This is a genomic window from Rothia sp. HMSC066G07, assembly GCF_001814485.1.
GTDB lineage: Bacteria > Actinomycetota > Actinomycetes > Actinomycetales > Micrococcaceae > Rothia.
In genome coordinates this window covers 141932-165584 of the sequence record NZ_KV816922.1, presented here as the reverse complement: position 1 = coordinate 165584, position 23653 = coordinate 141932, and the positions used below count along the sequence as shown (strand labels likewise).

General features: G+C 59.5%; 21 protein-coding genes and 1 tRNA gene. 13 read left to right on the top strand and 9 right to left on the bottom strand.

The features are described from left to right. Positions 1 to 97 precede the first annotated feature (97 nt). Positions 98 to 487 (top strand): PGPGW domain-containing protein, encoded by a 390-nt coding sequence (locus HMPREF2971_RS02270; RefSeq protein ID WP_012902998.1) that lies wholly within the window; start codon positions 98 to 100, stop codon positions 485 to 487. Between the two features lie 91 nt (positions 488 to 578). Here the strand turns inward: HMPREF2971_RS02270 and asd are convergent, their stop codons facing one another. From asd to HMPREF2971_RS02235, 7 genes are all read right to left on the bottom strand, one after another. Continuing rightward, on the bottom strand, positions 579 to 1718 hold the full coding sequence (asd, locus tag HMPREF2971_RS02265) for an aspartate-semialdehyde dehydrogenase (RefSeq protein ID WP_049327531.1): 1140 nt from the start codon (positions 1716 to 1718) through the stop codon (positions 579 to 581). Positions 1719 to 1965: 247 nt separating this feature from the next. Beyond that, positions 1966 to 2616, bottom strand: coding sequence for a dihydrofolate reductase (locus tag HMPREF2971_RS02260; RefSeq protein WP_070690976.1), 651 nt, complete (start codon positions 2614 to 2616; stop codon positions 1966 to 1968). A 22-nt stretch (positions 2617 to 2638) separates the two neighbouring features. Next, the gene (locus HMPREF2971_RS02255; RefSeq protein ID WP_070690973.1) at positions 2639 to 3520 is read right to left on the bottom strand and encodes a thymidylate synthase; all 882 of its coding nucleotides are present in this window, start codon (positions 3518 to 3520) and stop codon (positions 2639 to 2641) included. 153 nt (positions 3521 to 3673) lie between these two features. Next, on the bottom strand, positions 3674 to 4681 hold the full coding sequence (locus HMPREF2971_RS02250) for an NUDIX hydrolase (protein WP_070690968.1): 1008 nt from the start codon (positions 4679 to 4681) through the stop codon (positions 3674 to 3676). A 251-nt stretch (positions 4682 to 4932) separates the two neighbouring features. Beyond that, positions 4933 to 7206, bottom strand: a complete 2274-nt coding sequence (locus tag HMPREF2971_RS02245; RefSeq protein ID WP_083314070.1) for an RNA degradosome polyphosphate kinase — start codon at positions 7204 to 7206, stop codon at positions 4933 to 4935. Positions 7207 to 7272: 66 nt separating this feature from the next. Beyond that, the gene (gene mshD, locus HMPREF2971_RS02240) at positions 7273 to 8337 is read right to left on the bottom strand and encodes a mycothiol synthase (RefSeq protein ID WP_049360528.1); all 1065 of its coding nucleotides are present in this window, start codon (positions 8335 to 8337) and stop codon (positions 7273 to 7275) included. 180 nt (positions 8338 to 8517) lie between these two features. Then, positions 8518 to 9195 carry a winged helix-turn-helix transcriptional regulator gene (locus tag HMPREF2971_RS02235; RefSeq protein ID WP_080976894.1) on the bottom strand — a complete coding sequence of 226 codons (678 nt, stop codon included), beginning with the start codon at positions 9193 to 9195 and terminating at the stop codon, positions 8518 to 8520. A 622-nt stretch (positions 9196 to 9817) separates the two neighbouring features. Between HMPREF2971_RS02235 and HMPREF2971_RS02230 the strand changes: the two genes are divergently transcribed. Together HMPREF2971_RS02230 and HMPREF2971_RS02225 are read left to right on the top strand one after the other, a co-directional pair. After that, entirely contained in the window at positions 9818 to 10507 is a 690-nt protein-coding gene (locus HMPREF2971_RS02230) for a nitrobindin family protein (protein WP_049349557.1), read from the top strand. Positions 10508 to 10572: 65 nt separating this feature from the next. Continuing rightward, positions 10573 to 11808: a CAF17-like 4Fe-4S cluster assembly/insertion protein YgfZ gene (locus HMPREF2971_RS02225; protein WP_070599003.1), complete on the top strand. Its 1236-nt coding sequence runs from the start codon at positions 10573 to 10575 to the stop codon at positions 11806 to 11808. Between the two features lie 141 nt (positions 11809 to 11949). On the opposite strand, the gene HMPREF2971_RS02220 is transcribed toward HMPREF2971_RS02225, so the two are convergent. Together HMPREF2971_RS02220 and HMPREF2971_RS02215 are read right to left on the bottom strand one after the other, a co-directional pair. After that, positions 11950 to 12981 carry a 6-phosphofructokinase gene (locus tag HMPREF2971_RS02220; protein ID WP_005504866.1) on the bottom strand — a complete coding sequence of 344 codons (1032 nt, stop codon included), beginning with the start codon at positions 12979 to 12981 and terminating at the stop codon, positions 11950 to 11952. 460 nt (positions 12982 to 13441) lie between these two features. Continuing rightward, positions 13442 to 14644, bottom strand: a complete 1203-nt coding sequence (locus HMPREF2971_RS02215) for a pyridoxal phosphate-dependent aminotransferase (protein ID WP_005508355.1) — start codon at positions 14642 to 14644, stop codon at positions 13442 to 13444. A gap of 354 nt (positions 14645 to 14998) precedes the next feature. Between HMPREF2971_RS02215 and HMPREF2971_RS02210 the strand changes: the two genes are divergently transcribed. The 10 genes from HMPREF2971_RS02210 to HMPREF2971_RS02165 all read left to right on the top strand — a co-directional run bounded on the left by HMPREF2971_RS02210 (position 14999) and on the right by HMPREF2971_RS02165 (position 23583). Further along, a tRNA-Trp gene (locus HMPREF2971_RS02210) sits at positions 14999 to 15071 on the top strand. 77 nt (positions 15072 to 15148) lie between these two features. Next, positions 15149 to 15427, top strand: coding sequence for a preprotein translocase subunit SecE (gene secE, locus HMPREF2971_RS02205; protein WP_012903011.1), 279 nt, complete (start codon positions 15149 to 15151; stop codon positions 15425 to 15427). Between the two features lie 104 nt (positions 15428 to 15531). Then, positions 15532 to 16278: a transcription termination/antitermination protein NusG gene (gene nusG, locus HMPREF2971_RS02200; protein WP_049338063.1), complete on the top strand. Its 747-nt coding sequence runs from the start codon at positions 15532 to 15534 to the stop codon at positions 16276 to 16278. Between the two features lie 267 nt (positions 16279 to 16545). After that, a complete protein-coding gene (gene rplK, locus HMPREF2971_RS02195) occupies positions 16546 to 16974 on the top strand; it encodes a 50S ribosomal protein L11 (protein ID WP_005504870.1) in 429 nt (142 codons plus the stop codon). 137 nt (positions 16975 to 17111) lie between these two features. Continuing rightward, on the top strand, positions 17112 to 17807 hold the full coding sequence (gene rplA / locus HMPREF2971_RS02190; protein ID WP_005504876.1) for a 50S ribosomal protein L1: 696 nt from the start codon (positions 17112 to 17114) through the stop codon (positions 17805 to 17807). Between the two features lie 240 nt (positions 17808 to 18047). After that, positions 18048 to 19022: a TDT family transporter gene (locus HMPREF2971_RS02185; RefSeq protein ID WP_012903013.1), complete on the top strand. Its 975-nt coding sequence runs from the start codon at positions 18048 to 18050 to the stop codon at positions 19020 to 19022. A 101-nt stretch (positions 19023 to 19123) separates the two neighbouring features. Next, on the top strand, positions 19124 to 20251 hold the full coding sequence (locus tag HMPREF2971_RS02180) for an ABC transporter ATP-binding protein (RefSeq protein WP_070506967.1): 1128 nt from the start codon (positions 19124 to 19126) through the stop codon (positions 20249 to 20251). A 399-nt stretch (positions 20252 to 20650) separates the two neighbouring features. Beyond that, positions 20651 to 21181, top strand: coding sequence for a 50S ribosomal protein L10 (gene rplJ, locus HMPREF2971_RS02175; RefSeq protein WP_070690966.1), 531 nt, complete (start codon positions 20651 to 20653; stop codon positions 21179 to 21181). Positions 21182 to 21337: 156 nt separating this feature from the next. Then, positions 21338 to 21715, top strand: coding sequence for a 50S ribosomal protein L7/L12 (gene rplL / locus HMPREF2971_RS02170; RefSeq protein ID WP_060824400.1), 378 nt, complete (start codon positions 21338 to 21340; stop codon positions 21713 to 21715). 326 nt (positions 21716 to 22041) lie between these two features. Then, complete coding sequence (locus tag HMPREF2971_RS02165; RefSeq protein WP_070690962.1) at positions 22042 to 23583, top strand: glycoside hydrolase family 32 protein; 1542 nt, start codon at positions 22042 to 22044, stop codon at positions 23581 to 23583. Positions 23584 to 23653: the final 70 nt, after the last annotated feature.

Here is a 23653-nt window from a genome sequence, read left to right as displayed (position 1 = left end):
AAAAATCTCAACATGAAGAAATCTTTCACAGCACCCATCCAGCGGTAGGTGCTATTCTCTAACCACCGCCGCCCGGTGAAACTCACCTACGGCACGTTTGGAAGGAGCACCCCTGAAAACCATTGAAGATGAAGTCAAGGAAAGCGAAACCAGCCGCTTCCACCGCTGGCTCGAAGCCCGCAAGGAGCGTATGCACGCGCATCCGGTCATGCGTCATCTCTACAAGCCCCTCGTCATCGGCGTGGGCGCCTTCTGCTTCATCGCCGGACTGATTATGCTCGTCACCCCCGGCCCCGGCTGGCTGTTCATCTTCATCGGCCTGGGCATTTGGGGTACCGAATTCACCTGGGCACGCCGCGCCAATATTTTCATGAAGCACGTGGTGCTCACCGCCTGGTACCGCTACCGCGCCTGGCGACAGCAGCGTAAGGAACGCAAAGCCGCACGCAAGGCAGAACGCAAAGCCGCCGCCGCAAACCAGCGCTAACCCCACACGCGCTATACGCAGGCACAAAAAGCCCTCGCTCCCATCCGAAAAGAACGGTAGCGAGGGCTTTCTTATGGCTTGTCAGTGAGCTTTAGAGCTTGCCAACAGCAATCTGCAGCATGCGGCGAATCGGCTCAGCAGCACCCCAGAGCAGCTGGTCACCCACGGTGAACGCGCTAATGTACTCGGGGCCCATCGCGAGCTTACGCACGCGACCAACCGGAATTTCCAGAGAACCGGAAGCAGCCACGGGGGTCAGCTGCTCCATGGAAGCCTCACGCTCGTTCGGCACGAAGCGAACCCAGGGGTTGTCTTCAGCGATGATGCGCTCAATCTCCTCGAGCGGCAGGTCCTTCTTAAGCTTGATGGTCAGCGCCTGAGAGTGCGAGCGCATCGCAGCGATGCGGACGCACAGACCATCCATGGTAATCTTCTCGTCCTCGGAGCGGCCCAGGATCTTGTTGGTCTCAACCTCAGCCTTCCACTCTTCGCGGGACTGGCCGTTACCCAGATCCGAGTCGATCCAGGGAATCAGGGAGCCAGCGAGCGGCACACCGAACTGGGAGGAATCCAGCTCACCGGAGCGCTGCTTAGCAAGAATCTTGCGGTCAATGTCCAGAATTGCGGATGCGGGGTCGTTCAGCTCCTCGGAGACCTCGTTGCCCAGGTCGCGGAACTGTGCGAGCACCTCGCGCATGTGGCGGGCACCGCCGCCGGACGCTGCCTGGTAGGTCATGGAGGTAGCCCACTCGACCAGGTCGTTCTTGAAGAGGCCGCCCAGGCCCATCAGCAGGCAGGAGACGGTGCAGTTACCGCCGACGAAGTCCTTCACGCCGGATGCCAGGCCGCGGTCGATGACGTCGCGGTTAATGGGGTCCAGCACGATGATGGAGTCATCGTTCATACGCAGGGTGGAAGCGGCATCAATCCACAGGCCGTCCCAGCCGGCTGCACGCAGCTTTGGGTGCACAGCCTCGGTGTAGCCACCGCCCTGAGCGGTCACAATAATCGAGTGCTTACGCAGCTCATCAATGTCGTATGCGTCCTTCAGTTCGGACGGCTCAATTACGCCGTCGAAGGTGGGCGCAGCGCCACCAACATTAGAGGTAGTGAAGAAGACGGGGGTAATGCCCTCGAAGTCGCCTTCCTCAACCATGCGCTTCATGAGGACGGAGCCCACCATGCCGCGCCAGCCAACAAAACCTACAGAGTCACCGGGATTAAAGTTCATGGTTCCCAGTGTACTCTCAGGCTGGCGGGTGCGGACTAACACCGTACAAAAAATTTGATATTCGGAACGGAATAATCTGCGCAGGTGCCCACTGCAATAGGGGCGCTCAGATGGAGATGAACAGACGGGTCAGCAGGGGGCCGCAATAGGGTGCGTTAAACACTCAAGCCCGCGGCACTCCGGGAGGGGAGTAGCCGCAGGCTTGAAATGCATGTCTATATCAGCGAGTGAACGAGGGAAGCTTGAACTAGATACGTTCGAGCCGCTGGAACGAGAAGTACATGGGGTTCTTCGTGCCCGACTCATCGAGCAGGTAACCCTTCTCGCTATTCTCCCATGCACTCTCGGAGGTGACCCGCCAGCACCCGTTCGGTGAGCCGCCTTCGTAGCTACCCGCAGAATTTGCAAGCTGCAGTTCGGGCGCTCGCGTATCGCCGGTAATCTCGTTACCTTCCTGGCAGTAGAAGAGGGTCCGCTCCACCGTCTTCACCCGACCGAAGGCGGGCAGGTCGGTGCGGGAGAGCGCCTCCGCGTAGACGGAGCCGCCACCAATAATCCAAGCATCAACCGCGGCGGTATCTGCGGGGGTAGCTTCGACCGGCGCGCCCGCAGCGTCACGAGCCGCGTACAGCGCCGCATCCAGCGAAGGAACCCACAGGGCACCGTCGCGTTCTTCCGCCTCGGTAACCGAACGGCTAATCACAATATTCGTACGGCCCGGCAGGGGGCGAAAACGCGGCGGGAACGACTCCCAGGTGCGGCGACCCATAATCACCGGAGCGCCCAGCGTCACCTTCTTGAAGTGCGCCAAATCCTCCGGCGCGTACCAGGGCATATCCCCGTCACGACCAATGATGCCGGCATCAGTTTGAGCCCAAATAGCGCCCAGACGAAACATCATGCCTCCTCGTTACCTGCAGTTAGACCGCAATCGGGGCGGCAATACCGGGGTGGTGCTTGTAATCCACCAGCTCAAAGTCTTCATACTCGTAATCGAAAATAGAAGGCTTCTTCGTCTTAATGACGAGCTTCGGGTAGGGGTAGGGTTCGCGCGGCGGGTAGGGGTTACCCTCCGGGTCGGTACCGTAGCCCAGCTGCTTCTTCACCTGCTCCAGGTGGTTCGAGTAGATGTGGCAGTCGCCGCCGGTCCACACGAACTCGCCCGGCTCCATGCCCACCTCTTCGGCAATCAGGTAGGTCAGCAGGGCGTAGGAGGCGATGTTGAAGGGCACGCCCAGGAACATGTCCGCGCTACGCTGGTACAGCTGGCAGGACAGCTCCTTCACACCGTCCGGGCGCTCGTGCACGTAGAACTGGAAGAGTGCGTGGCAGGGCGGAAGCGCCATGTTGTCCACCTCGGCAGGGTTCCACGCCGAAACAATATGGCGGCGCGAGCTCGGGTTATTCTTCAACGAATCGATAACCTTCGCAATCTGGTCAATCGTGCCACCGTCGGGGGTCGGCCAGGAACGCCACTGCACGCCGTACACCGGGCCCAAATCGCCGTTCTCATCAGCCCACTCATCCCAAATGGTCACGCCGCGCTCCTGCAACCAGCGCACGTTCGACGAACCGCGCAAGAACCACAACAGTTCAATGGCAACAGACTTGAAGTGTACGCGCTTGGTGGTAATCAGCGGGAACGACTCACGCAGGTCAAAACGCATCTGACGGCCAAACACGCCGAAAGTGCCGGTGCCGGTACGGTCGGAACGCTGCGCATCCGCCGCGATGGCGTCCTTGTTCTCCTCGAGGATTTCGCGCAGAAGATCTTCATAGGGAGTGGGGATTGCGTGAGTCATAAGAAAAACCTTGAATCCTGTCAGTAGACGTGAGAGACGGTCACAAATCAACCGCCCCTCTATTGTAAAACCCCCGAATGGGCGCAGGTAGAGCAAACGCGCTGAGCATAAAGCCCAGCGCGCTCGCTGTTAGAAGATCAAAGTATATGGATGCTAGTCCAGAGCCGCGCGTACACGCTCCACCGAGACAATACGCGGGTTATCGCCCTCAGTCACCTGCAGAACCAGGGCATCGCCAGGCTCCAGGTACGGGTCCTCAGTCGGAAGAACCTCCGCGGAACCCTCAAACAGGTAGTCACGTAGAACATCCATCACCTGGGGCAGCACCGGGCGGTGAGTGCACAGCAGCGAGGAAGAATCCTTATCGAACAGCGACGCCACCACACGGGCAACACGCGCCGGGTGACGCTGAGCGCCAGCCTCCGACAGGGACTTCTTCTCCTTCACCGATACACCGTAATCCACCGAGTACGGGGTCACGGTCTGAACGCAACGCAGCCACGGGGAAGAAATAATACGGCTCGGAGCCCACGCCGCAAAGAGACGGCTAGAAGCCAGCGCCTGACGCTTGCCGGTCGCCGCGAGCGGACGGTCATCCTCAGCAGCAGCCCAGTTCGAACGCGGCTTAGCCTTCGCGTGGCGGGCAATGAGAATCGGGCGGGTACGTAGTGCATCCGCCTCAGCCAGGGCTTCCAGAGATTCCAGAGGCGCCAAATCATCCTCGTTAGTCAGCAGAGCGCGAGCCACGTCAGTGGTTACCCAGCGCAGCTCATCCACTTCACCCTCATCAGCCAGGGCGCGGGCACCGTCGGGCAGTTCAGCAGCCCAGTAGAAAACATCCTTCGGACGGCCACCCACCGGGTAGGAAGTCACCGCCAGGGGCACACCCAGAACAACCTGCAGACCGACCTCTTCGCGAATCTCACGAATAGCGGTCTCAGCAAGGGACTCGCCCGGATCCTGCTTGCCCTTAGGCCAGGACCAGTCGTCATAACGAGGGCGGTGAATGATCAGGACCTCAAGCGCACCATCGCGCATACGCCAAATCAGTGCGCCAGAAGCAACAATATCCGCAGTGTTCGCGGGGGAACGGTCAATGCTGTTGACCGCGTCAAAACGTCGTGCCGAGTAGTAGATGGAGGGGGAATCCAGCGGTGCCATATCTCTCTCTGAACCTCTTCGCTAGGCTTGTGCACAATGCCAGAGGGCACCATGCTCCGCGTCTAATTGTAGGGGAGAGAAGCGTCAAGTTGTAATCTCAACGTAACCTGTTGTTCACTTTTGCGCTAAGTGCACTAGTCCACCGCACGTTTTTGCACGACACGCGGAAAACCCCGCCTGCCCCACGCCATAAAGCGCGAGAACAGACGGGGTTCACAACCAGAAATCACCGGTAGGTCAGCGGTACTTCCTTAGACCTTATCCACCACGTTCTTACGGGAACGCGAGCTCAGGTAGTACGACTGCACATCCTGCAGCGGGTTGCCCTGATCGTCGGTGTCGTGGCGGGTCCAGTTACCCTCAGAATCCAGGTGCCAAGTACGCGAAGAATCACTCATGTAGATGGTGAACATATCACGCAGATACTTCACGTGGCGCGGATCCTTCACCGGTACCAGAGCCTCAATACGGCGGTCAAGGTTACGGTGCATCATGTCGGCAGAGCCAATGTAGACAATCGGATCGCCACCATTCTCAAAAGCAAACACGCGCGAGTGCTCCAAGAAACGACCCAGCACAGAACGGACGCGAATATTCTCGCTCAGACCCTTAACGCCCGGGCGTAGAGCGCAAATACCGCGAACCACCACATCCACCGGCACACCAGCCTGCGATGCGCGGTACAGCGAATCGATGATGGCCTCATCCACCATGGAATTGCACTTGAACTGAATCTTCGCAGGGCGGCCAGCCTTGTGGTTCTCAATCTCCTGATCAATGCACTCAATCAGGCCGCTACGCAGAGTACGCGGCGCCACCAGCAGCGACTGGTAGTTGGTCTTCGGCGCGTAACCGGACAGCTGGTTGAACAGGCGGGAGACATCCTCACAAATCTGCTCGTCACAGGTAATCAGACCCAAATCCTCGTAGAAACGAGCGGTCGACGGGTGGTAGTTACCGGTACCAATATGAGCGTAACGACGCAGGTGGTTACCCTCGCGGCGCACCACCAGCGACAGCTTGCAGTGAGTCTTCAAACCCACGATGCCGTACACCACGTGCACGCCAGCGCGCTCCAGCTTACGAGCCCAGGAGATGTTGGCTTCCTCATCAAAGCGAGCCTTAATCTCCACCAGCGCCACAACCTGCTTGCCAGCCTCAGCCGCCTCAATCAGCGCATCCACGATGGGGGAGTCGCCACTGGTACGGTACAGGGTCTGCTTAATCGCCTGAACACGCGGGTCAGCGGCAGCCTGCGCCAAGAACGCCTGCACACTGGTCGCGAAGGAATCGTACGGGTGGTGCAGCAACACGTCGTGGTCGCGGGCGGCAGCGAAAACGTCTGCAGCCTTCGCAGTCTCGGTAGCATTGAGCCAGCGGGAAGTGTGCGCAATGTGCTTGGGGTAGTGCAGAGCCGGGCGGTTCGCGCGAACAATCGCACTCATGCCGCGCAAATCCAGCGGAGCCGGCAGGCGGTACACCTCGGACTCGTCAATGTTCAGCTCAGAAATCAGCAGATCCAGGATGGTCGGGTTGATGGTGTCCTCAACCTCCAGTCGGACCGGCGGACCGAAACGACGGCGCAGAAGCTCCTTCTCCAGAGCCTTCAGCAGGTTCTCTGCATCGTCCTCTTCCACCTCAAGATCCTCGTTACGGGTCACGCGGAAGACGTGGTGCTCCACAACCTCCATGCCCGGGAAGAGGGTATCCAGGTGCTCAGCAATGATGTCTTCCAGAGCAATGTAGCGGCTCTCGCGGCCCGCAGTGTTGGCGGCGCGCGAACCATCCACAGAGACCATACGGTCCAGCTGATCGGGCACCTTCACGCGCGCGAACAGCTCCTTGCCGGTCTGCGGGTTACGCACCAGCACCGCAAGGTTCAGCGACAGACCCGAAATGTAGGGGAAGGGATGCGCCGGGTCAACCGCCAGCGGAGTCAGAATCGGGAAAATGTCGCGCATGAAATCCTGACGCAGACGCTGCTTAGCATCCGCATCCAGGTCGTTCCAACCCACAATGCGGATGTTCTGCTCCTCCAGAGCCGGCAGCACCTGGTTGTGGAACACATCAGCGTGACGAGCCTGCAGCTGGTGAGCGCGTTCAGCAATCTCTTCCATCTGCTCCTCGGGGCTCAGACCGGCAGCCGAAGGAACCGCCAGACCGGTCGCAATGCGACGCTTCAGACCCGCCACACGCACCATGAAGAACTCGTCCAGGTTAGAGGCCACAATCGACAGGAAGTTCAGACGCTCCAGCAGGAACAGGTTCGGGTCCTCCGCCAGCTCCAGCACGCGGGTGTTGAAGTCCAGCCAGCTGCTCTCACGGTCGAAGAAACGCTCCGGGCCGAACTCCTCTTCCAGACTGAAGTAGGAGCGCTTCTCGCCCTTCTCAATGCGGTCACCGCGGGACTCGGCACGCTCAATCTTCGAAATATCGTGGCCAATGTGAATGACACCGGTCATGGGCGCAGGCTCAGACGGCTTAGGCTTAGGCGCCTTATTCAGGCCATTGGGGGCGGGTACCATACTGTACTTGCCTTTCTGATCGGGGATAAGTCGTGAAGAGGCACGCCAACTGTGGCGCACCAAAAACTAGGCGGCAGGCTCAGCCTGCTGGGCGGGGGCGTACATGCGGTCAACCGTCGCCACACCGAAACCCAACGACGTGTAGAGGGAGTATGCGGCGGTGTTGTCAGCATCCACGTACAGGTCGATGGCGCGCAGCGGCTCGCCGTTCTCGTCCTCAGCGCACGCCAGGTACGCCAGCGCGCGCAGGGTGAGGGTTCGGCCCAGGCCGCCTCCCTGAGCCTGCGGGTTCACACCCACCACGTAAATCTCGCCGGAGGGGGACAGCTCGCCCTGCTCCTGACCGGTCGGGATCTTCGTCCAGGTGAACGCCGCAATAGCGGAATCATCATCCACCTCGGAGGCGATGAAGAAACCCTCGGGGCGGAACCAGGGGGAGCCGGTGCGCTCGCGCAAATCAGCAAGGGTGAGTTTGCCCTGCTCCGGGTGGTGCGCAAAAGCGGCGGCGTTCACGCGCAGCCAGGGGAACTCGTCCGCGCCGGTGAAGGTGCGCATGCGCAGGTTCTCCGGCAGAGTGCGCGCATCGGAGCGTTCCACAAGCTCTTCGCGGGTCTGCGCGTCCAGGGGCAGAACCATCTTGTACAGCACACGCACCGGCTCGAAACCGTGCAGGGTTGCAAACGCGTGGGCGGGGCTTTCAATACCGGTGTCGGTGGCGCTACCGTGAACCCAGAGGCGGTAGCGGGTCGCGTCATCGCCCAGCTGGCGGACGGCGTGGTCGAAGAATGCGCTACCTACGCCTTGTCCGCGGTATTCGGGGGCGACGGCTGCCTCAATCACGCCGGTGTCTTCGTCGTTGGCGGGGGTGAGCGCCACAAAGACGGCAGCGAGGGTGCCGTTATCCTCGGCGACAAAGAAACGCGGAGGGGTCAGGGTGCTTTCGCGGAGTGCCTTACTCAGCTCAATGCGGGTCTGCTCAGAGAACGCCGAGACGCCGTCATGGCGGGCAACCTTCTGCGCGAAGGAATCGAAGCGTTCCAGCAGCTCTTCGGTGAGCTGCGGTTCTGCGTAGACCGGGGTGCTTGCAGTGGACAGGGTGGAGGAATCGGGTGTCTGGTTGTGTACCATCATCGCCTTCTTTCGTAGCCTTCTGATTCAACTCTACCGGGGATAGTTGCTCTTTGGAGAGTTTGTTCTCCGTCCTGGGCGAATATGACAAGAACCGGAACATTTACGCATTCTGGTACTCGGCGCAGCACCGGGGCAACTCGCAGAGCGGGTACACCAAATGAGGGGTTGGCGCCGCGAAATTTAGCGGGTGCTATTGAAGGAATACCCCACATTACGCACGGTCGAAATCATCTGCTCGTACTCGGTGCCGAGCTTGGAACGCAGACGACGCACGTGCACATCCACGGTGCGGGTGCCGCCGTAGTAGGAGTCGTAACCCCACACTTCGGAGAGCAGTTGGGCGCGGGAGAAGACCCGTCCGGGGTGTAGCGCCATGAATTTGAGCAGTTCAAACTCTTTGAAGGTCAGGTTCAGTGCGGTACCGGAAAGATGCGCGGAGTACGCCTGGGTGTCAATCACGAGGTTGCCTGCGCGTACCACTCGTTCCTGCTGGTTTTCTTCTTCAGCGGTTGCTTCCCTTTTGATGGCAAGACGCAGACGCGCATCCATTTCGGAAGGGGAGGCCTGGTCAGAGACAATATCGTCCACCTGCCAGGAGGCGGCAACAGCCGCCATGCCACCTTCGTTCAGGAGTGCGATGAGCGGCAGTTGCACACCTGCGGCGCGCAGTAGCTGGGCGCAGTGGCGTGCTTTGACGAGGGCGGTGCGGGCATCGACCATGAGCAGGTCGAATGTCTCGGTTTCAAGGGTGGTATGGGCGGTGTCGAGGGGGAAAACGTGTACCTTGTGGCTGAGTAGACTCAGCGAGGGGATCATATCCTGCGCGGCGGTATCGCTCAGAAGCGCAATACGGTACACACCCTCTCCTTTCCCGGTAAAATATTAGGCTCTTTCTAGTGTACTCGCCAGGCTGTGACGCGGCTGTGGGCGCCGGTGTAGACCGGGCCTAATATCGTATTCCGGACTGTTCGTACAGGCTTCTCAGCTGGCTATGATGGGGCACCTACCCGGATTCTGCGGGGCTAATATTTTGCTGGCGCCGGGTGGGGCGTATGCCTGTTGAGAATCGTGCTGTTCACTATGTTTCAGCCGTTGATTCTGCGCCCTTTCGGGGTGGGTCTGTGGTAGGTTTAAGGCATGGAAAACAATCTTATGGCTCTTGAAGCTCTCTTCATGTCGCTGATGGCTATTATCTCCGTGTGCATCGGTATCGGTGCATTCGCAGTGTTGCGTGGCCTCTTCAGCGGACAGAAGTAGTCTTCCCGCACAGAGCAGAAGCATCGCCCACACAGGGCTTTAGGCGGTCGTACGGTTCGTACCGCCTCGCCAATGGCGGCGTGAACCCCCACCCGGTCCCCTCCGGTTGGGGGTTTTCTTTATGTTGCCCGCCGTACCGTTTACTCTGCAGACGGCGGTGCTACCCCGTGCCGTGAGCGAACGAACAGGCTACTGTTGTACGCAGGATACTAAAATGGAAGGTATGGCTATTGAAATCCCTACCAACCTAACCCCTGAACTTGTTCCCTTCGCATGGTTGCTCGGCACCTGGGAAGGCACCGGAACCATGTGGTACGAAGGCCAGGAAAACACCCCCTTCGGCCAGATTATTACTTTTGAGCAGGATGGTCTGCCCTTCATTGAATACCGCGCTGAGTCTTTCCTGCTCGATGACGAGGGTCAGAAGCTGCGCCCCATCACCGTTGAAACCGGTTTCTGGCAGATTGACCGCCCCCTCACCGACGCTGACGGCGGCTTCGGTATCGTCCCCAAGGACGTTGTTCCCGCCTTCGCTGACGCGGCAAGCGTAGAGACTCTCCGCAACGCCGACGACGGCTTCTCCCTGCTGGCAACCATTGCGCACCCCGGCGGTATTAGCGAAAACTACGTGGGCATGGTTAAGGGTCCGGTCATCCGCATGCAGACCGGCAACCTACTGCGCGACGACATTTCCCACGAATACGCAGGCTCCGTGCGACTGTGGGGCCTGGTCAACGGCAACCTCATGTGGGACTGGGAGGTCGCAGACGCCGAGGGCAAGCTGCACAAGCACGCTTCCGCTGAGCTGCGTAAGACCTCTTCGATGACCGGCGACTCCCTGGGCACTTCGATGTTCGGTTCCCTGGACGGCGAAGAGCCCACCGGCGAGCCCGGCTCTGAGCCCACCGCCTAATAACTAACTTGTGTCTGCCCCGCCGGTCGGCGGGGCAGACTCTTTGCGTGAAAGGTGCACCTTCCGTGACTGAATCTTCGATTGAAGCGCCTCAGGCTGAGGCACCCCAGCCCGATGCCTCCCGCCCGGTGAGCCCCCTGCTGAGCCTGCACGGCGCTTTTGCCGCCTCCGGGCTGGATGCCGGCGTCGCCGCACACTACGGCAACCCCATGCTGGAGCAGCGCGCCCTCAGCTTCGACCGCTCCGCCGGTGCGGATGAGCCGCTAGTGTTAGTGGACCGCTCCTCCCTGGGCGTAGTGCGTGTTGCGGGTCCGGACCGCCAGACTTGGCTGACTTCCATCGCTTCTCAGATTCTGACCGGCATGACCGCCGGGGAGAGCCGCGAGTTCCTGCTGCTTTCGCCTCAGGGCCGCGTGGAGTATGCCCCGGCTGCTATCGAAGATGGCGAGGCGCTCTGGCTCATCGTGGAGGGCGACCAGGCTCAGCCGCTGACCGATTACCTGAACCGCATGAAGTTCATGATGCGTGTTGAGGTACAGAACCTCAGCGACGAGTACGCCGTGCTGGAGAGCGCCCGCAACCCGATTCTGCAGGACGGTTCGGTGCATCCGGCGCTCGCCGAGACTAAGCCGCTGGTGTGGGAGGACTCTTGGCACACTCCGGCACCTGGCAGCTACCGTTACGATGAGGCGGGTGACGCTCACCCTGGCGCGGACTACGTGCGTTTCTTGAGCATCGTGCCGCGCTCTGTTCTGCCCGCCCTGGCTGAATCTTCGGACGCGCGTTTTGCGGGTCTGTGGGCTGCGGAGGCTCTGCGTATTGAGGCGTGGCGCCCCCGCTATGGCACCGAGGCTGACGATAAGACCATCCCGCAGGAGCTGGATTACACCCGTACGGCGGTGCATTTTGATAAGGGCTGCTACAAGGGGCAGGAGACGGTGGCTCGTGTGCATAACCTGGGCCGCCCGCCGCGCCGCCTGGTGTTCTTGGATATTGACGGTTCGGAGCACACCCTGCCGGCGGCAGGTAGTGAGCTGTTCGTGGAGGGCAAGTCCCGCCCGGTCGGTCGTATTACCTCAGTGGCGTTGCATCACGAGGCGGGCCCGATTGCTCTGGCTGTGATTAAACGCGGCGTTGACCCGCAGGCGCCTTTGCGTGCGGTTGATGGCGGCGATTTCCTGCCCGATGGTTCGCCGGCGCCGGCGACCGAGTACGCGGTGGCTCAGACGACGGTGGTTTCGCCGGAGTCCGGTGAGGTGGCGCGTCGTTCTTTGGCGGGTCAGGACTTCCTGAAGCGCTAGGCGCTCCCCGACCCAAAACCGCCTGAACTAGAACCCATCCCAACTAGAACCGCGGAGGCGGACACTCGTTGCGAGTGCCCGCCTCCGCGGTTTTAGTATGAGTGCTCAGCGAGCTTGCTGAGCTTGCTGAGCTTGCGGGGTTTAGCGGCCGAAGAGGACGGCTGCTTCTTCCCAACGTTCCTGAGGTACGGACTTCAGACCGTCCAGTGCCTCTTCAAGGGGTACGTACTTGATCTCGGTGCCCTGAACGGAGACCATCTTGCCCCACTGCTTCTGAGCGACCATGTCGACTGCGCCCATGCCCAGGCGGGTTGCGAGCACGCGGTCGTAGCCGGTGGGTGCGCCACCGCGCTGGATGTGGCCCAGGATGGTGTTACGGGTTTCGACGCCGGTCATCTTCTCGATTTCGTGGGTGATGTACTCACCGATACCACCGAGGCGGGGACGACCGTCCTTCTCGGTACCCTTGTTTGCCATGACGTCGTCGAAGCCTTCGGGGATGAAGCCCTCAGCAACAACAACCAGGGGAGAGCGGCCGCGGTCGTGTACTTCCTTGACCCATTCAGCAACCTGCTCCATGGAGACCTTGACCTCGGGGATCAGGATTGCGTGTGCGCCTGCAGCCATACCGGAGTGCAGTGCGATCCAGCCGACGTGGCGGCCCATGACCTCTGCAACCATGCAGCGGTGGTGCGATTCACCGGTGGTGCGGATGCGGTCCATAGCCTCGGTTGCGATGGACACTGCGGTGTCGAAGCCGAAGGTGTAGTCGGTTGCGCGCAGGTCGTTGTCAATGGTCTTGGGGACACCGATGACGGGCAGGCCTGCGTCTGCCAGACGCTTTGCGCCTGCGAGGGTGCCTTCACCGCCGATAGCGACGATTGCGTCGATGCCGTGGCGTTCCATCATGATTTCGATGTTCTCGGGGCCACCGTTGGGGCCGTCGAAGGGGTTGGTGCGGGAGGTACCGATGATGGTGCCGCCCTGGGCTGCCAGGCCGCGGACCTTCTGGCGGGGCAGGTCCATGTAGTCGCCTTCAACGACGCCGCGCCAGCCATCGCGGAAGCCGACGAATTCGTAGCCGTACTTCTTGACACCGTTGAGCACGGCGCCGCGGATGACAGCGTTCAGGCCGGGGCAGTCGCCGCCGGAAGTAAGCAGACCGATCTTCATGGTTGGCTCCTAATGTCTGCGCGTTTTAGGTGTTGTGCGCGCGTATATAACTATGACCTCCGCGATTTTGGCACGGGAATGTGTGCCGGTCGGGAGGTCGTTCTCTTGGTCTCTATTTTAGCGGTGTTTGGGTTGTGTTGGTAGTGGTGGAAAGGCGTGGGAATGCCCAAATCGCGGCATAAAAGTTCAGGTTTTTGAAACCTGTATGTTTGGGTTTGAAGTACAAATAGCCGCCGCTTCCCACCTATGGCACCGAAGAGGCAAACGAGGCCTCCGCGCATCCGAAAAGATGCGGGAGGCCTCGAACGTTTTAAAAATATTTTTAAATCTTTGTGGGATTCCCGGTTTTTAGGACATAAAACGGTCAATAGCCCTGTGTTTGATTGTTTTGTGCCGGTTCACCCAACACCTAAACCGCACCTCCCGCCGGGGCAAGAGACGCGGTTCGGAGAGCTGCGAACTAGTCGCGTGCCTGACCGAGGAACTTCTGCAGGCGTGCCAGGCCCTCCGCCAGGTCCTCGTCGCTCAGGGCGTAGGAGAGGCGCAGGTAGCCGCTGGGACCGAATGCCTCGCCGGGAACTACGGCGACCTCAGCCTTTTCGAGGATGAGCTCAGCCAGCTCTGCGGTGGTCTGCGGGCGTACGCCTTCAATTTCCTTGCCGAGCAGTTCGCGTACGTCCGGGTAGGCGTAGAACGCGCCGGTGGGTACGGGGCAGTGCACGCCTTCAATAGCGTTCAGGCCATCTACGATGGTGCGGCGGCGGCGGTCGAAGGCGGCGTGCATGATTTCTACGTCGTCCTGCGGGCCGGTCAGTGCGGCAAGGGCTGCGCGCTGGGCGATGTTGTTGACGTTGGAGGTCATGTGGGACTGCAGGTTGGAGGCTGCGGCGATGACGTCGCGCGGGCCAATCATCCAGCCCACACGCCAACCGGTCATGGCGTAGGTCTTTGCCACACCGTTGAGGATGACGCACAGGTCAGCGAGCTCGGGCACCGCCTTCAGGATGGAGACTGCCTGAACACCGTCATAGGTGAGGTGCTCGTAAATCTCGTCGGTCAGCACGAAAATACCCTTAGACAAAGCCCATTCGCCGATGGCGCGGGTTTCCTCTTCGGTGTAGACGGCACCGGTCGGGTTGGAAGGGGAGACGAAGATGAGCGCCTTGGTGGCGGGGGTGTAGGCTGCTTCGAGCTGCTCGACGGTGACCTTGTAGTGCTGGTCGCTACCGGCGAATACCTCGATGGGGTTGCCGCCGGCCAGGCGGATGCACTCGGGGTAGGTGGTCCAGTAGGGTGCGGGCAACAGGACGTCGTCGCCTTCGTCGATGACGGTTGCGAATGCCTGGTAGACCGCCTGCTTGCCGCCGTTGGTGATGACAACCTGGGAGGGGTCAATCTCTACGCCGGAGTCGCGCAGGGTCTTTTCCGCGATTGCCTTCTTCAGTTCGGGAAGACCGGAGGCGGGGGAGTAGCGGAAGTTCTTGGGGTCGTTGAGCGCTTCGCGTGCGGCGTCCACAATGTGCGCGGGGGTGGGGAAGTCCGGTTCGCCTGCGCCGAAACCGATGACGGGGCGTCCCTGAGCCTTGAGTGCTTTTGCCTTTGCGTCGACGGCAAGGGTTGCGGAGGGTGCGATGGCACCGATGCGGCTTGAAATACGCGCCATGGGGCTCTCTTCTCTTTCTTCTTGTGCGCTGCCGGCGTGAAGTCGACAAGGAAATAGGTGATGGGAATGCACGTGTGGGACCAATCTGCGCCTGATGGGCGCGGGTGTGTGCGGCATTCCTCTTATTAGGATACGGTCCACTAGTAGTGATGCGGAACCCTTCGTCAAGGTATCTCAAGAGGTTTTTCGAAAAATATTACATTCTGAAGTTGCATCGGCCCCGAAAGATGGTTTACAGTTAGTTCTGCACCCGCAAGGGTGTAATTGTTTGCCCCTCTAAAGCCCACGGCTTAGGAGGCAATGGAGGAGTAGACAAGTGAGAAGCAACTCTCACACCTGAAGTTAACGCTTCAAAGGGTGGTGGCTCAATTGGTAGAGCAGCGGTCTCCAAAACCGCAGGTTGCAGGTTCGAGTCCTGTCCGCCCTGCTTTTATTGCCTCAATAACATCTTCGTACGCCCGTTCCCCGGGCGTACTTTTTTAGACTCAGAAAGGGGCAGAAGAAATGGCATCGTCTGCTACCGCCGAGAAGGTTGTTAAGCCCGGCGCATCGTCGAAGAGCGATAAGAAGCTCGGTTTCTTCGGCCGTATTTTTGCATTCCTCCGTGAAGTTATTGCGGAGTTGAAGAAGGTTACTACTCCCACCGGACGTGAACTGGTTGGTTACTTCTTCGGAGTTCTGTTCTTCGTCGTGGTGATGCTCCTTCTTATTTCTGGTCTGGATTATCTTTTCGGCCAGGGAGCATTCTGGATTTTCGGTAACGGAACCATTCAGCGTAACTAGTACTGGCTGCATCCTTATTCTGGGTGCCCCATCAGTGATTTCCCTCAGCGCATTGGTGAGTGGAAGTCCCCTCTAGATGATTAACGATAGAAAGTAGGAGCGACGTGTCCGAGCAGGAACTGGTATCCGAGATTGAAGAGGTCGAGGTAGCCGCTGCTGAGGCTACTGAGGAGTCTGCGGCTATTGAGCAGCAGGCTGAGGAAGCTACCGAGGCTGTCGAGGTGGCTGAAGCAGCTGCTGAGGCTGCTGAGGAAGTCGACGCTCTGGAAGAATTCAAGTCCAAGCTGCGCCGTCAGATGGGCGACTGGTACGTGGTGCACACCTACTCCGGTTACGAGAACAAGGTGAAGACCGGTATCGAGACCCGTATCCAGAACCTGGAAGCTGAAGATGAGATCTTCGAGGTTCAGGTTCCCATGGAGACCGTGGTTGAGTTCAAGAACACCGTGAAGAAGACCATCCGCCGCGTGCGTGTTCCCGGTTACGTTCTGGTGCGTATGGAACTGACCGACCACTCGTGGGGCGTTGTTCGCCACACCCCCGGTGTGACTGGCTTCGTGGGTCAGGATGCGTACAACCCGGTCCCGCTGCGCATGGACGAGGTTTTCGACATGCTCCTGCCGGTCTTCGAAGAGCAGCAGCAGAGCCAGGGCCTGCCCGTTTCCAAGCCCGTTATCGAGTCCGACTACACTGTGGGCGAGAACGTCCGCGTGAAGTCCGGTGCTTTCGAGGGCATGGATGCTACCGTTTCGGAGATCAAGGGCGAGTCCCAGCAGATTGTCGTGATGATTTCCGTCTTCGGTCGCGACACCCCGGTGACCTTGAGCTTCACCGAGATCGAAAAGATTTAACGCTTCTAGCGTGTGAATATGAGCCTCGCACTGTTGGTGCGGGGCTCATATTTTGTGTCGGCTTTGTAAGCGGCATTAGTTGTGCAGACGAGGTTTAATCTTTCTGTTAGCTGGGGCTGGATTAAGTCGCTGATTAACGCTAGAATGTTGGTTTGTGTATGCGCATGTCACGCTTTCATGTGGATGCACGGGTGACCGCGCCACGGTCACCGTCTTGCCGGCGTACGCTCCTGTGCGTCGGTTCCCAGCTAAGAAAAGGACCCTACATTGGCTCCCAAGAAGAAGGTCACTGGCCTCATTAAGCTGCAGATCCAGGCAGGCGCCGCTAACCCGGCTCCCCCCGTCGGCCCCGCACTGGGCTCGCACGGTGTGAACATCATGGAGTTCTGCAAGGCATACAACGCTGCAACCGAGTCGCAGCGCGGTAACATCATCCCCGTTGAGATTACCGTCTACGAGGATCGCTCCTTCACCTTCATCACCAAGACCCCTCCGGCTTCCCAGCTGATCAAGAAGGCTGCTGGCGTTGCTAAGGGCTCCGCTGTTCCTCACACCACCAAGGTTGGTTCGCTGACCGAGGCTCAGGTGCGCGAGATCGCTGAGACCAAGATGCCCGACCTGAACGCAAACGACCTGGATGCTGCATCCAAGATCATCGCAGGTACCGCTCGTTCCATGGGTATCACCGTCGAGTAATTTCGGCTCGCCGAATAGCCGAGTAATCGGCACCGTAGATTTTTCTACACAGAACTTGTAAATGCCCGTCGTATGGACGGGATGTGGCAGAGCCGAGCGCGGCTCACGAGACCACAACTGCATAAGGAGAAAAGCAGATGGCAAAGCGCAGCAAGGCGTACAAGGCAGCTGTAGCCAAGATTGAAGAGGGTAAGCTCTACACCCCCGCTGAGGCAGTTGCCCTGGCGAAGGAAACCTCTTCCACCAAGACCGACGCAACCGTTGAGGTTGCAATGCGTCTGTCCGTTGACCCCCGTAAGGCAGACCAGATGGTTCGCGGTACCGTGAACCTGCCCCACGGCACCGGTAAGACCGCTCGCGTGGTCGTTATCGCAGCAGGCCCCAAGGCTGCTGAGGCTGAGGCAGCTGGCGCTGACTACGTTGGTTCCGACGAGCTGATCGCAAAGATCGCTGGCGGCTGGACTGACTTCGACGCAGCGGTTGCAACCCCCGACATGATGGGCAAGGTCGGCCGCCTGGGTAAGATCCTGGGTCCCCGTAACCTGATGCCGAACCCCAAGACCGGTACCGTGACCATGGATGTTGCAAAGGCTGTTGCAGACATCAAGGGCGGTAAGATCGACTTCCGCGTTGACCGTAACTCCAACCTGCACTTCATCATCGGTAAGGCTTCCTTCACCGCTGAGCAGCTGGAGGAGAACTTCCAGGCAGCTCTGGAAGAGGTTAACCGCCTGAAGCCCTCTTCGGCTAAGGGTCGTTACATCTCCAAGGCAACCGTTGCTACCACCTTCGGCCCCGGCATCCCCGTTGATCCGGCTGCCGTTGCTGCATAAGGTATGCACCTGTAGCTTCTAGCATGAGCTAGTAGTCGCCCCCGACGTTTAGGCGTCGGGGGCGATTTTTTATAGGATTGAAACGATAGAGCGATTTTTAGCCCCCGGGTTCTGGCTCTGAGTTCTGGCCCCGAGTTCTGACTCTAGCTGGCTTTGACGTTATCTCTGCCCGGAGCTCTCGAGACAATATTGGGGCTGCGTGTCCCCAACCTGCCCTACAACCATGAGAGGTAAAACCTAATGCCTTCTTCCCTTCAGAGCGAGCAGAGCGCCCGTCGCGGTCTCAGCGTGCCGGTCAATTATTTTGCGGTAGCGCTGGGCACCGGTGCTTTGGGCGCTGCCTGGCGTACCGGTGCGTCGAAGGGAATGGCACCTGATTGGGTAGGGGAGAGTATCCTGGCTTTTAACGCTGTGGTGTGGCTGCTCCTTGTGGGGTTTTTGATTCATTCGGTGGTGAAGTACCGTGCGTGGGTGCGTAGTTTTTGGGAGCATCCGGCGCGTACCTGCTTCTTTTCGCTGATTCCGGCGACGACGGCGCAGGTGGGTGCGGCTCTCTACCCGTATGCGGAGGTTCCGGCGCTGACTCTGGTGGTGCTGGGAGCTGTGGGGCAGCTGTACTTTGCCTCTCACCGCATTGCCGGTACGTGGCGTGGTGGGTATGTGCCTGAGGCTGCCTCGCCGGTGCTGTATCTGCCGACTGTGGCGACGAATTTTGCGACCGCTACGGCGATGGGTTTTGTGGGGTGGCACGATATGGCGATGCTCTTCTTCGGTGCGGGTCTGATTTCGTGGTTCAGTGTCGAGGCCGCGATTCTGAGCCGCCTGCGCACCCTGGCCCCGCTACCTCAGGGGGAGCGCGGCATTATTGGTATTCAGATGGCGCCGCCTTTTGTGGGTGGTAACGCGTACCTGGCGGCTAATGGCGGTATGGTGGACTGGTTCTTTTTGGTGCTGACCGGTTATGGCATTCTGCAGTTGTTCTTCTTGATGCGTTTGCTCCCGTGGACTCTTGAGGGTGGTTTCTCGATGAGCATGTGGGGTTTCTCGTTCGGTATGGCTTCCATGGCGGCGAGCGGTATTCGCTTGACGGCTGCTGGCTCGCTGGGGTTGGTGGGTCCTGCGCTAACGGTGGCGGGTACGGCTTTCCTCATTTTCCTGTGGGTGGGTACGCTGCATTTGGCGTTGAAGGGGCGTTTGCTGGTACGACCGAGCTAGGGCGCTCACATGAGACTCTGGTGCGAGGTTCGCGCGCTGTTTTATGACGGTGCTTATCTTCTGCACGCGTGCCGGGCACAAGTTTCGGCGATAATGGGGGAATGACTTCTGCATCCTACTCTTCTGCCGCGGCGGAGCCTTTTGAAGGCCTGCGTATTCGAGGCGTCGCTAAGACCTTTGGCACTGATACGACGGTTCTGAATGAGATTGACCTGGATGTTCACCCTGGCGAGTTGATTTCTCTGGTTGGTTCTTCGGGTACCGGTAAGTCCACTCTGCTGCGTATTATTGCCGGTTTGGAGGAACCGAGCGCGGGTCGGGTGACCTACGCCGGTCAGCCTCTGGAACGCGGCTCGGTGGGTGTGGTTTTTCAGCGCCCTATTCTGTACCCGCACCTGAGCGTGAAGGACAATATTCTGTTCCCGACCCGGCTGGGTGCGTTCGCCGGTCGGGTTGATATGGACTACTACCGTGAGCTGCTGGAGGCGTTGAAGCTTGAAGGGTTGGAGGCTCGTAAGCCTTCGCAGCTGTCGGGTGGTCAGGCTCAGCGTGTGGGTATTGCGCGTGCTTTGATTCGTCGTGCCCCGGTGGTTCTTTTTGATGAGCCGCTGGCGAGTGTGGATGAGCAGATGAGCGCGAGTATCCGCGCCGATATTGTGCGCTTGCATGAGCGTTACGGTTTTACGGGCCTGTACGTGACCCATGATCAGAATGAGGCGCTCATGCTGGGTCAGCGGGTGGCGGTGATGGATGCTGGCTACCTGGTGCAGGTGGATACTCCGGAGCGGCTGCTGGCGCATCCGCATACTCTGCAGGTGGCTAAGCTTTTGGCGGCGCCCGCGCTGAACCTTTTGAATCTTGAGGATTCTGAGTCGCTTCCTGCCGGGTGTGAGCTGGCGATTCGTGCGACCGCGCTGTGCCCTGTGGCAGCAGACGCTGCTCATGCTCTGCCGGTGCAGGTGCTTGGCAGCCGCCATCTGGTGGGCGGCATGCTGTACAGTGCGCGTCTGTTAGAGGCGGTGTCCCTACCTCTGGAATCTCGACGGGCTTCGGTGGATTCTGAGTTGAGTGCCCGAGTGCGTGCCGGTCAGGAGCTTGAGTTCTTTATCTCGGATGCGCAGGGCACCTCCCTGATTGGCGCCTCGCTCAGCGTAGGGGAGCAGGTGCACCTGGGTGTGGCAGCGGAGCGTTGCTTCTTGTTCTCAGGTGGAAAGCGCTTTTACCTCTAGAACACGGTTTCTGGGCCTTTCAATCGGGCCTTTTAGGCGGGAGAAAGAGCGGTTAATTGGCTTAAAAGGGGTCTTTAAGTGATTAATCCCGCTTAATCACGTTTTTAACTTGCGACTCGGGCTTTAACCTGAGATGATGAATGAACCAAAGACCGCCGGTCTAGAACTATGTCCTCTATCGCCACCTCGGTGGAGACGAAGAACAGAGTTCTGATAAGAGCAGATTTCACTAGAAATCGCCGCCCGCGTAGGTAACTCGAAGTGAATAGCCGTTGCCCTCATTCAGGGTGCCGTCTATCGTGCCTCGTACGCCTACGCGTCGGGGCATTTTTTATTGCTTGCAATAAATGCTTCGAGGCTCTACCGGCGACCTTACAAGAATCGGAAGAAGGAACTACCATGGCGACTCAGGAAAAGATCGCTGCAGTATCCGAGCTGAAGGAACTCTTCGAAGCTTCGAACGCAGTCATCCTGACCGAATACCGCGGTCTCACTGTTGCACAGCTCAAGGAGCTGCGTCGCGCACTCGGTGCAGAGACCGAATACGCCGTGGTGAAGAACACGCTGGCTGCTATTGCAGCTAAGGAAGCTGGCATCGACGCATTCGAAGGCCACCTCCAGGGTCCCTCCGCACTGGCATTCATCAAGGGCGACCTGATTGATGCTGCTAAGGGCCTGCGTGACTTTGCCAAGGCTAACCCCCAGCTGATTGTGAAGAACGGTTACTACGAAGGTGCCGCTCTTTCCGAGGACGACGTCAAGCGCTACGCTGACCTGGAATCCCGCGAGGTTCTGCTGTCCAAGGTTGCAGGTGGCGCAAAGGCAGCCATCGCACGCATCGCACAGGTTGCAGACGCACTGCGCGTCAAGCTGGAGGAGCAGGAAAGCGCAGCTCCCGCTGCTGCCGAGGAGGCTTCGGAAGAGGCATAAGCCCCTTTCGTGCTACTGCACCAGCGCTGAGATACTCAGCAGCGTGAACGCGAATAGCGTGTAACGCACCCTAAATTTGACCGACCCTTTCGGGGTAGGTACTGAAGATTTACACCGCGGGCGTCAGCCCGCACCAGATAGTGAAGGAGCCAAACAATGGCTAAGCTGTCCATCGAAGAACTCATTGCAGCATTCAAGGAACTGTCCCTCGTTGAGGTTTCCGAGTTCGTCAAGGCATTCGAGGAAGAGTTCGACGTCACCGCAGCTGCTCCCGTTGCAGTTGTAGCAGGCGGCGCAGCAGGCGGCGACGCTGCTGAAGAGAAGTCCGAGTTCGACGTTGTCCTGGAGTCCGCTGGCGACAAGAAGATCGCAGTGATCAAGGAAGTTCGTGCCCTGACCTCCCTCGGCCTGAAGGAAGCAAAGGACCTGGTTGACAGCGCTCCCAAGGCTCTGCTCGAGGGCGTTTCCAAGGAAGACGCTGAGAAGGCTAAGGAGCAGCTCGAGGCTGCTGGCGCAACCATCACCCTCAAGTAATCGACTTCTTCTCGATTCTTACGCGGGCGGTGCATCTATTGGATGCGCCGCCTCGCGGCTTTTAACGGCACCCGCCGCTTCGCCCCACTATGCTTAGGCGAGGTGGCGGGTTTTGCCGTATCAGCCCTTTTTCTCCTGTAGCAAACGGGGTATATGCCATATACTCGGCAGGCGGCGGTATAAGCCGCTGTGACCGCTCTGTGCCTCGGATGAGAGAGGCTGAGAGCACTGTGGCGCCTCTCTCCTAGAGCCCGGTAACGGGGGAGCGGTGCCGTATGATGGGATGAGACAACCCAGACATTCCCCTTGCACGAAAACGGATAGACATGAGCGAGCAGAAGAAAAAGAAGAAGAGCGTAACTCAGCGACCCGACCGCGATCTGGCGGCTGAAGCACAGCAGGTTCTGGATGCTTTCGGCGCTGGTGTTCGTGAAGACCGCGACTACCCGGCGCTGCACCTGGCGCCTCCGGTAGGTCGCCTGAACGACCCGAACGGTCTGGTCTTTGATGGTAAGCGCTACCACGCCTTCTACCAGTACTCGCCCCTGCATCCGGAGCGTATGGTTTACTGGCGTCACGCCGTGAGTGAGAATCTGACTCACTGGACCGATGAGGGGACCGCACTGGTTCCCGATAGCCGCTACGATTCGCACGGCTGCTACTCCGGCTCCGGCATTAAGGTGCCCGGCGGTTTTGAGTTCTTCTACACCGGCAACGTGAAGGATGAGAAGGGCAACCGCGAAACCTACCAGATTCTCGCAACTGCGGGTGAGGACGCGAAGCCGACCCGCCAGTTGCCCCCGCTGATTTCCGGTCCTGAGAAGGGCTACACCGCGCACTACCGCGACCCGCACGTCTTTGAGCGTAACGGCGAGTGGTGGATGGTTATTGGTGCTCAGCGTGAAGACAAGACCGGCGCCGTGGTCGTGTACACCTCCGCTGACCGCCGCGAGTGGGCCTTCCGCGGCGAGCTGGACATCAAGGATAAGAGCCTCAAGGGCACCTACATGTATGAATGCCCCTCGTTGCTGCGCATGCGCGATGAGCTGACTGGCGAAATCCGCGACGTGCTGATTTTCAGCCCGCAGGGCATGCATCCCCTCGGCGAGAAGTACAACAACATTTTCCAGAGCGGCTACATTGTTGGTTCGCTGGATAACAAGACCCTCAAGTTCACCGTGGAGACCCCCTTCACCGAGCTGGATGCAGGTTTCGAGTTCTACGCACCGCAGACCATCTCCGGTACCGGCCTGACCGCCGATCCGGAGGTACCGCACGATGTATGCGGTGACGCCCCGGTAATGATTGCTTGGCTGGGCAATGCAGACCAGGACGACCTGCCCTCGTGGAGCCACCGCTGGGTGCACATGTTCACCTACCCGCGCGAACTGCACCTGCGCAACGGCAAGATTTTCCAGCGCCCGGTGCCGCAGCTCAACGATGCGATGGAGATGACCCCGCTGTACCGCGAGGAGGAGAAGGGTAAGCTCGTCGAGCTGAAGAATGCCCTGACCTTCCGTCTGCGCGGCCGCGTGAACGTCTCTGACGAGTGCGTGAAGCTGAAGATCAAGGACACTCACGGCGTGGCACTGAGCATCGTTCTGGATAAGGACTTTGTGCAGATGGACCGTGGCGGTACCCGCTACACCGAGGGTGGCAGCCTGCGCCGTCGAACCCTGAAGCGTTCGAAGATTCGCGAGTTTGACCTGCTTGTGGACGGTTCGGCTACCGAACTGTACGTGGGTGGCAAGCTGGTTGCCTCCATGGGCGCTGAGGTCATGACCGCTCGCACCTTCTTCAAGGGCGATAAGCGCCGCGTCCGCCTGACCGGTGGCGAGGTGCTGTCCCTGGAGTACGGCCGTCTCTAAGCCGTTTTCTAAACCTGGGGAGATGCCTACACGGGGCTTTCCGGTAATTTCTGAATATGTCTGAGGGCTC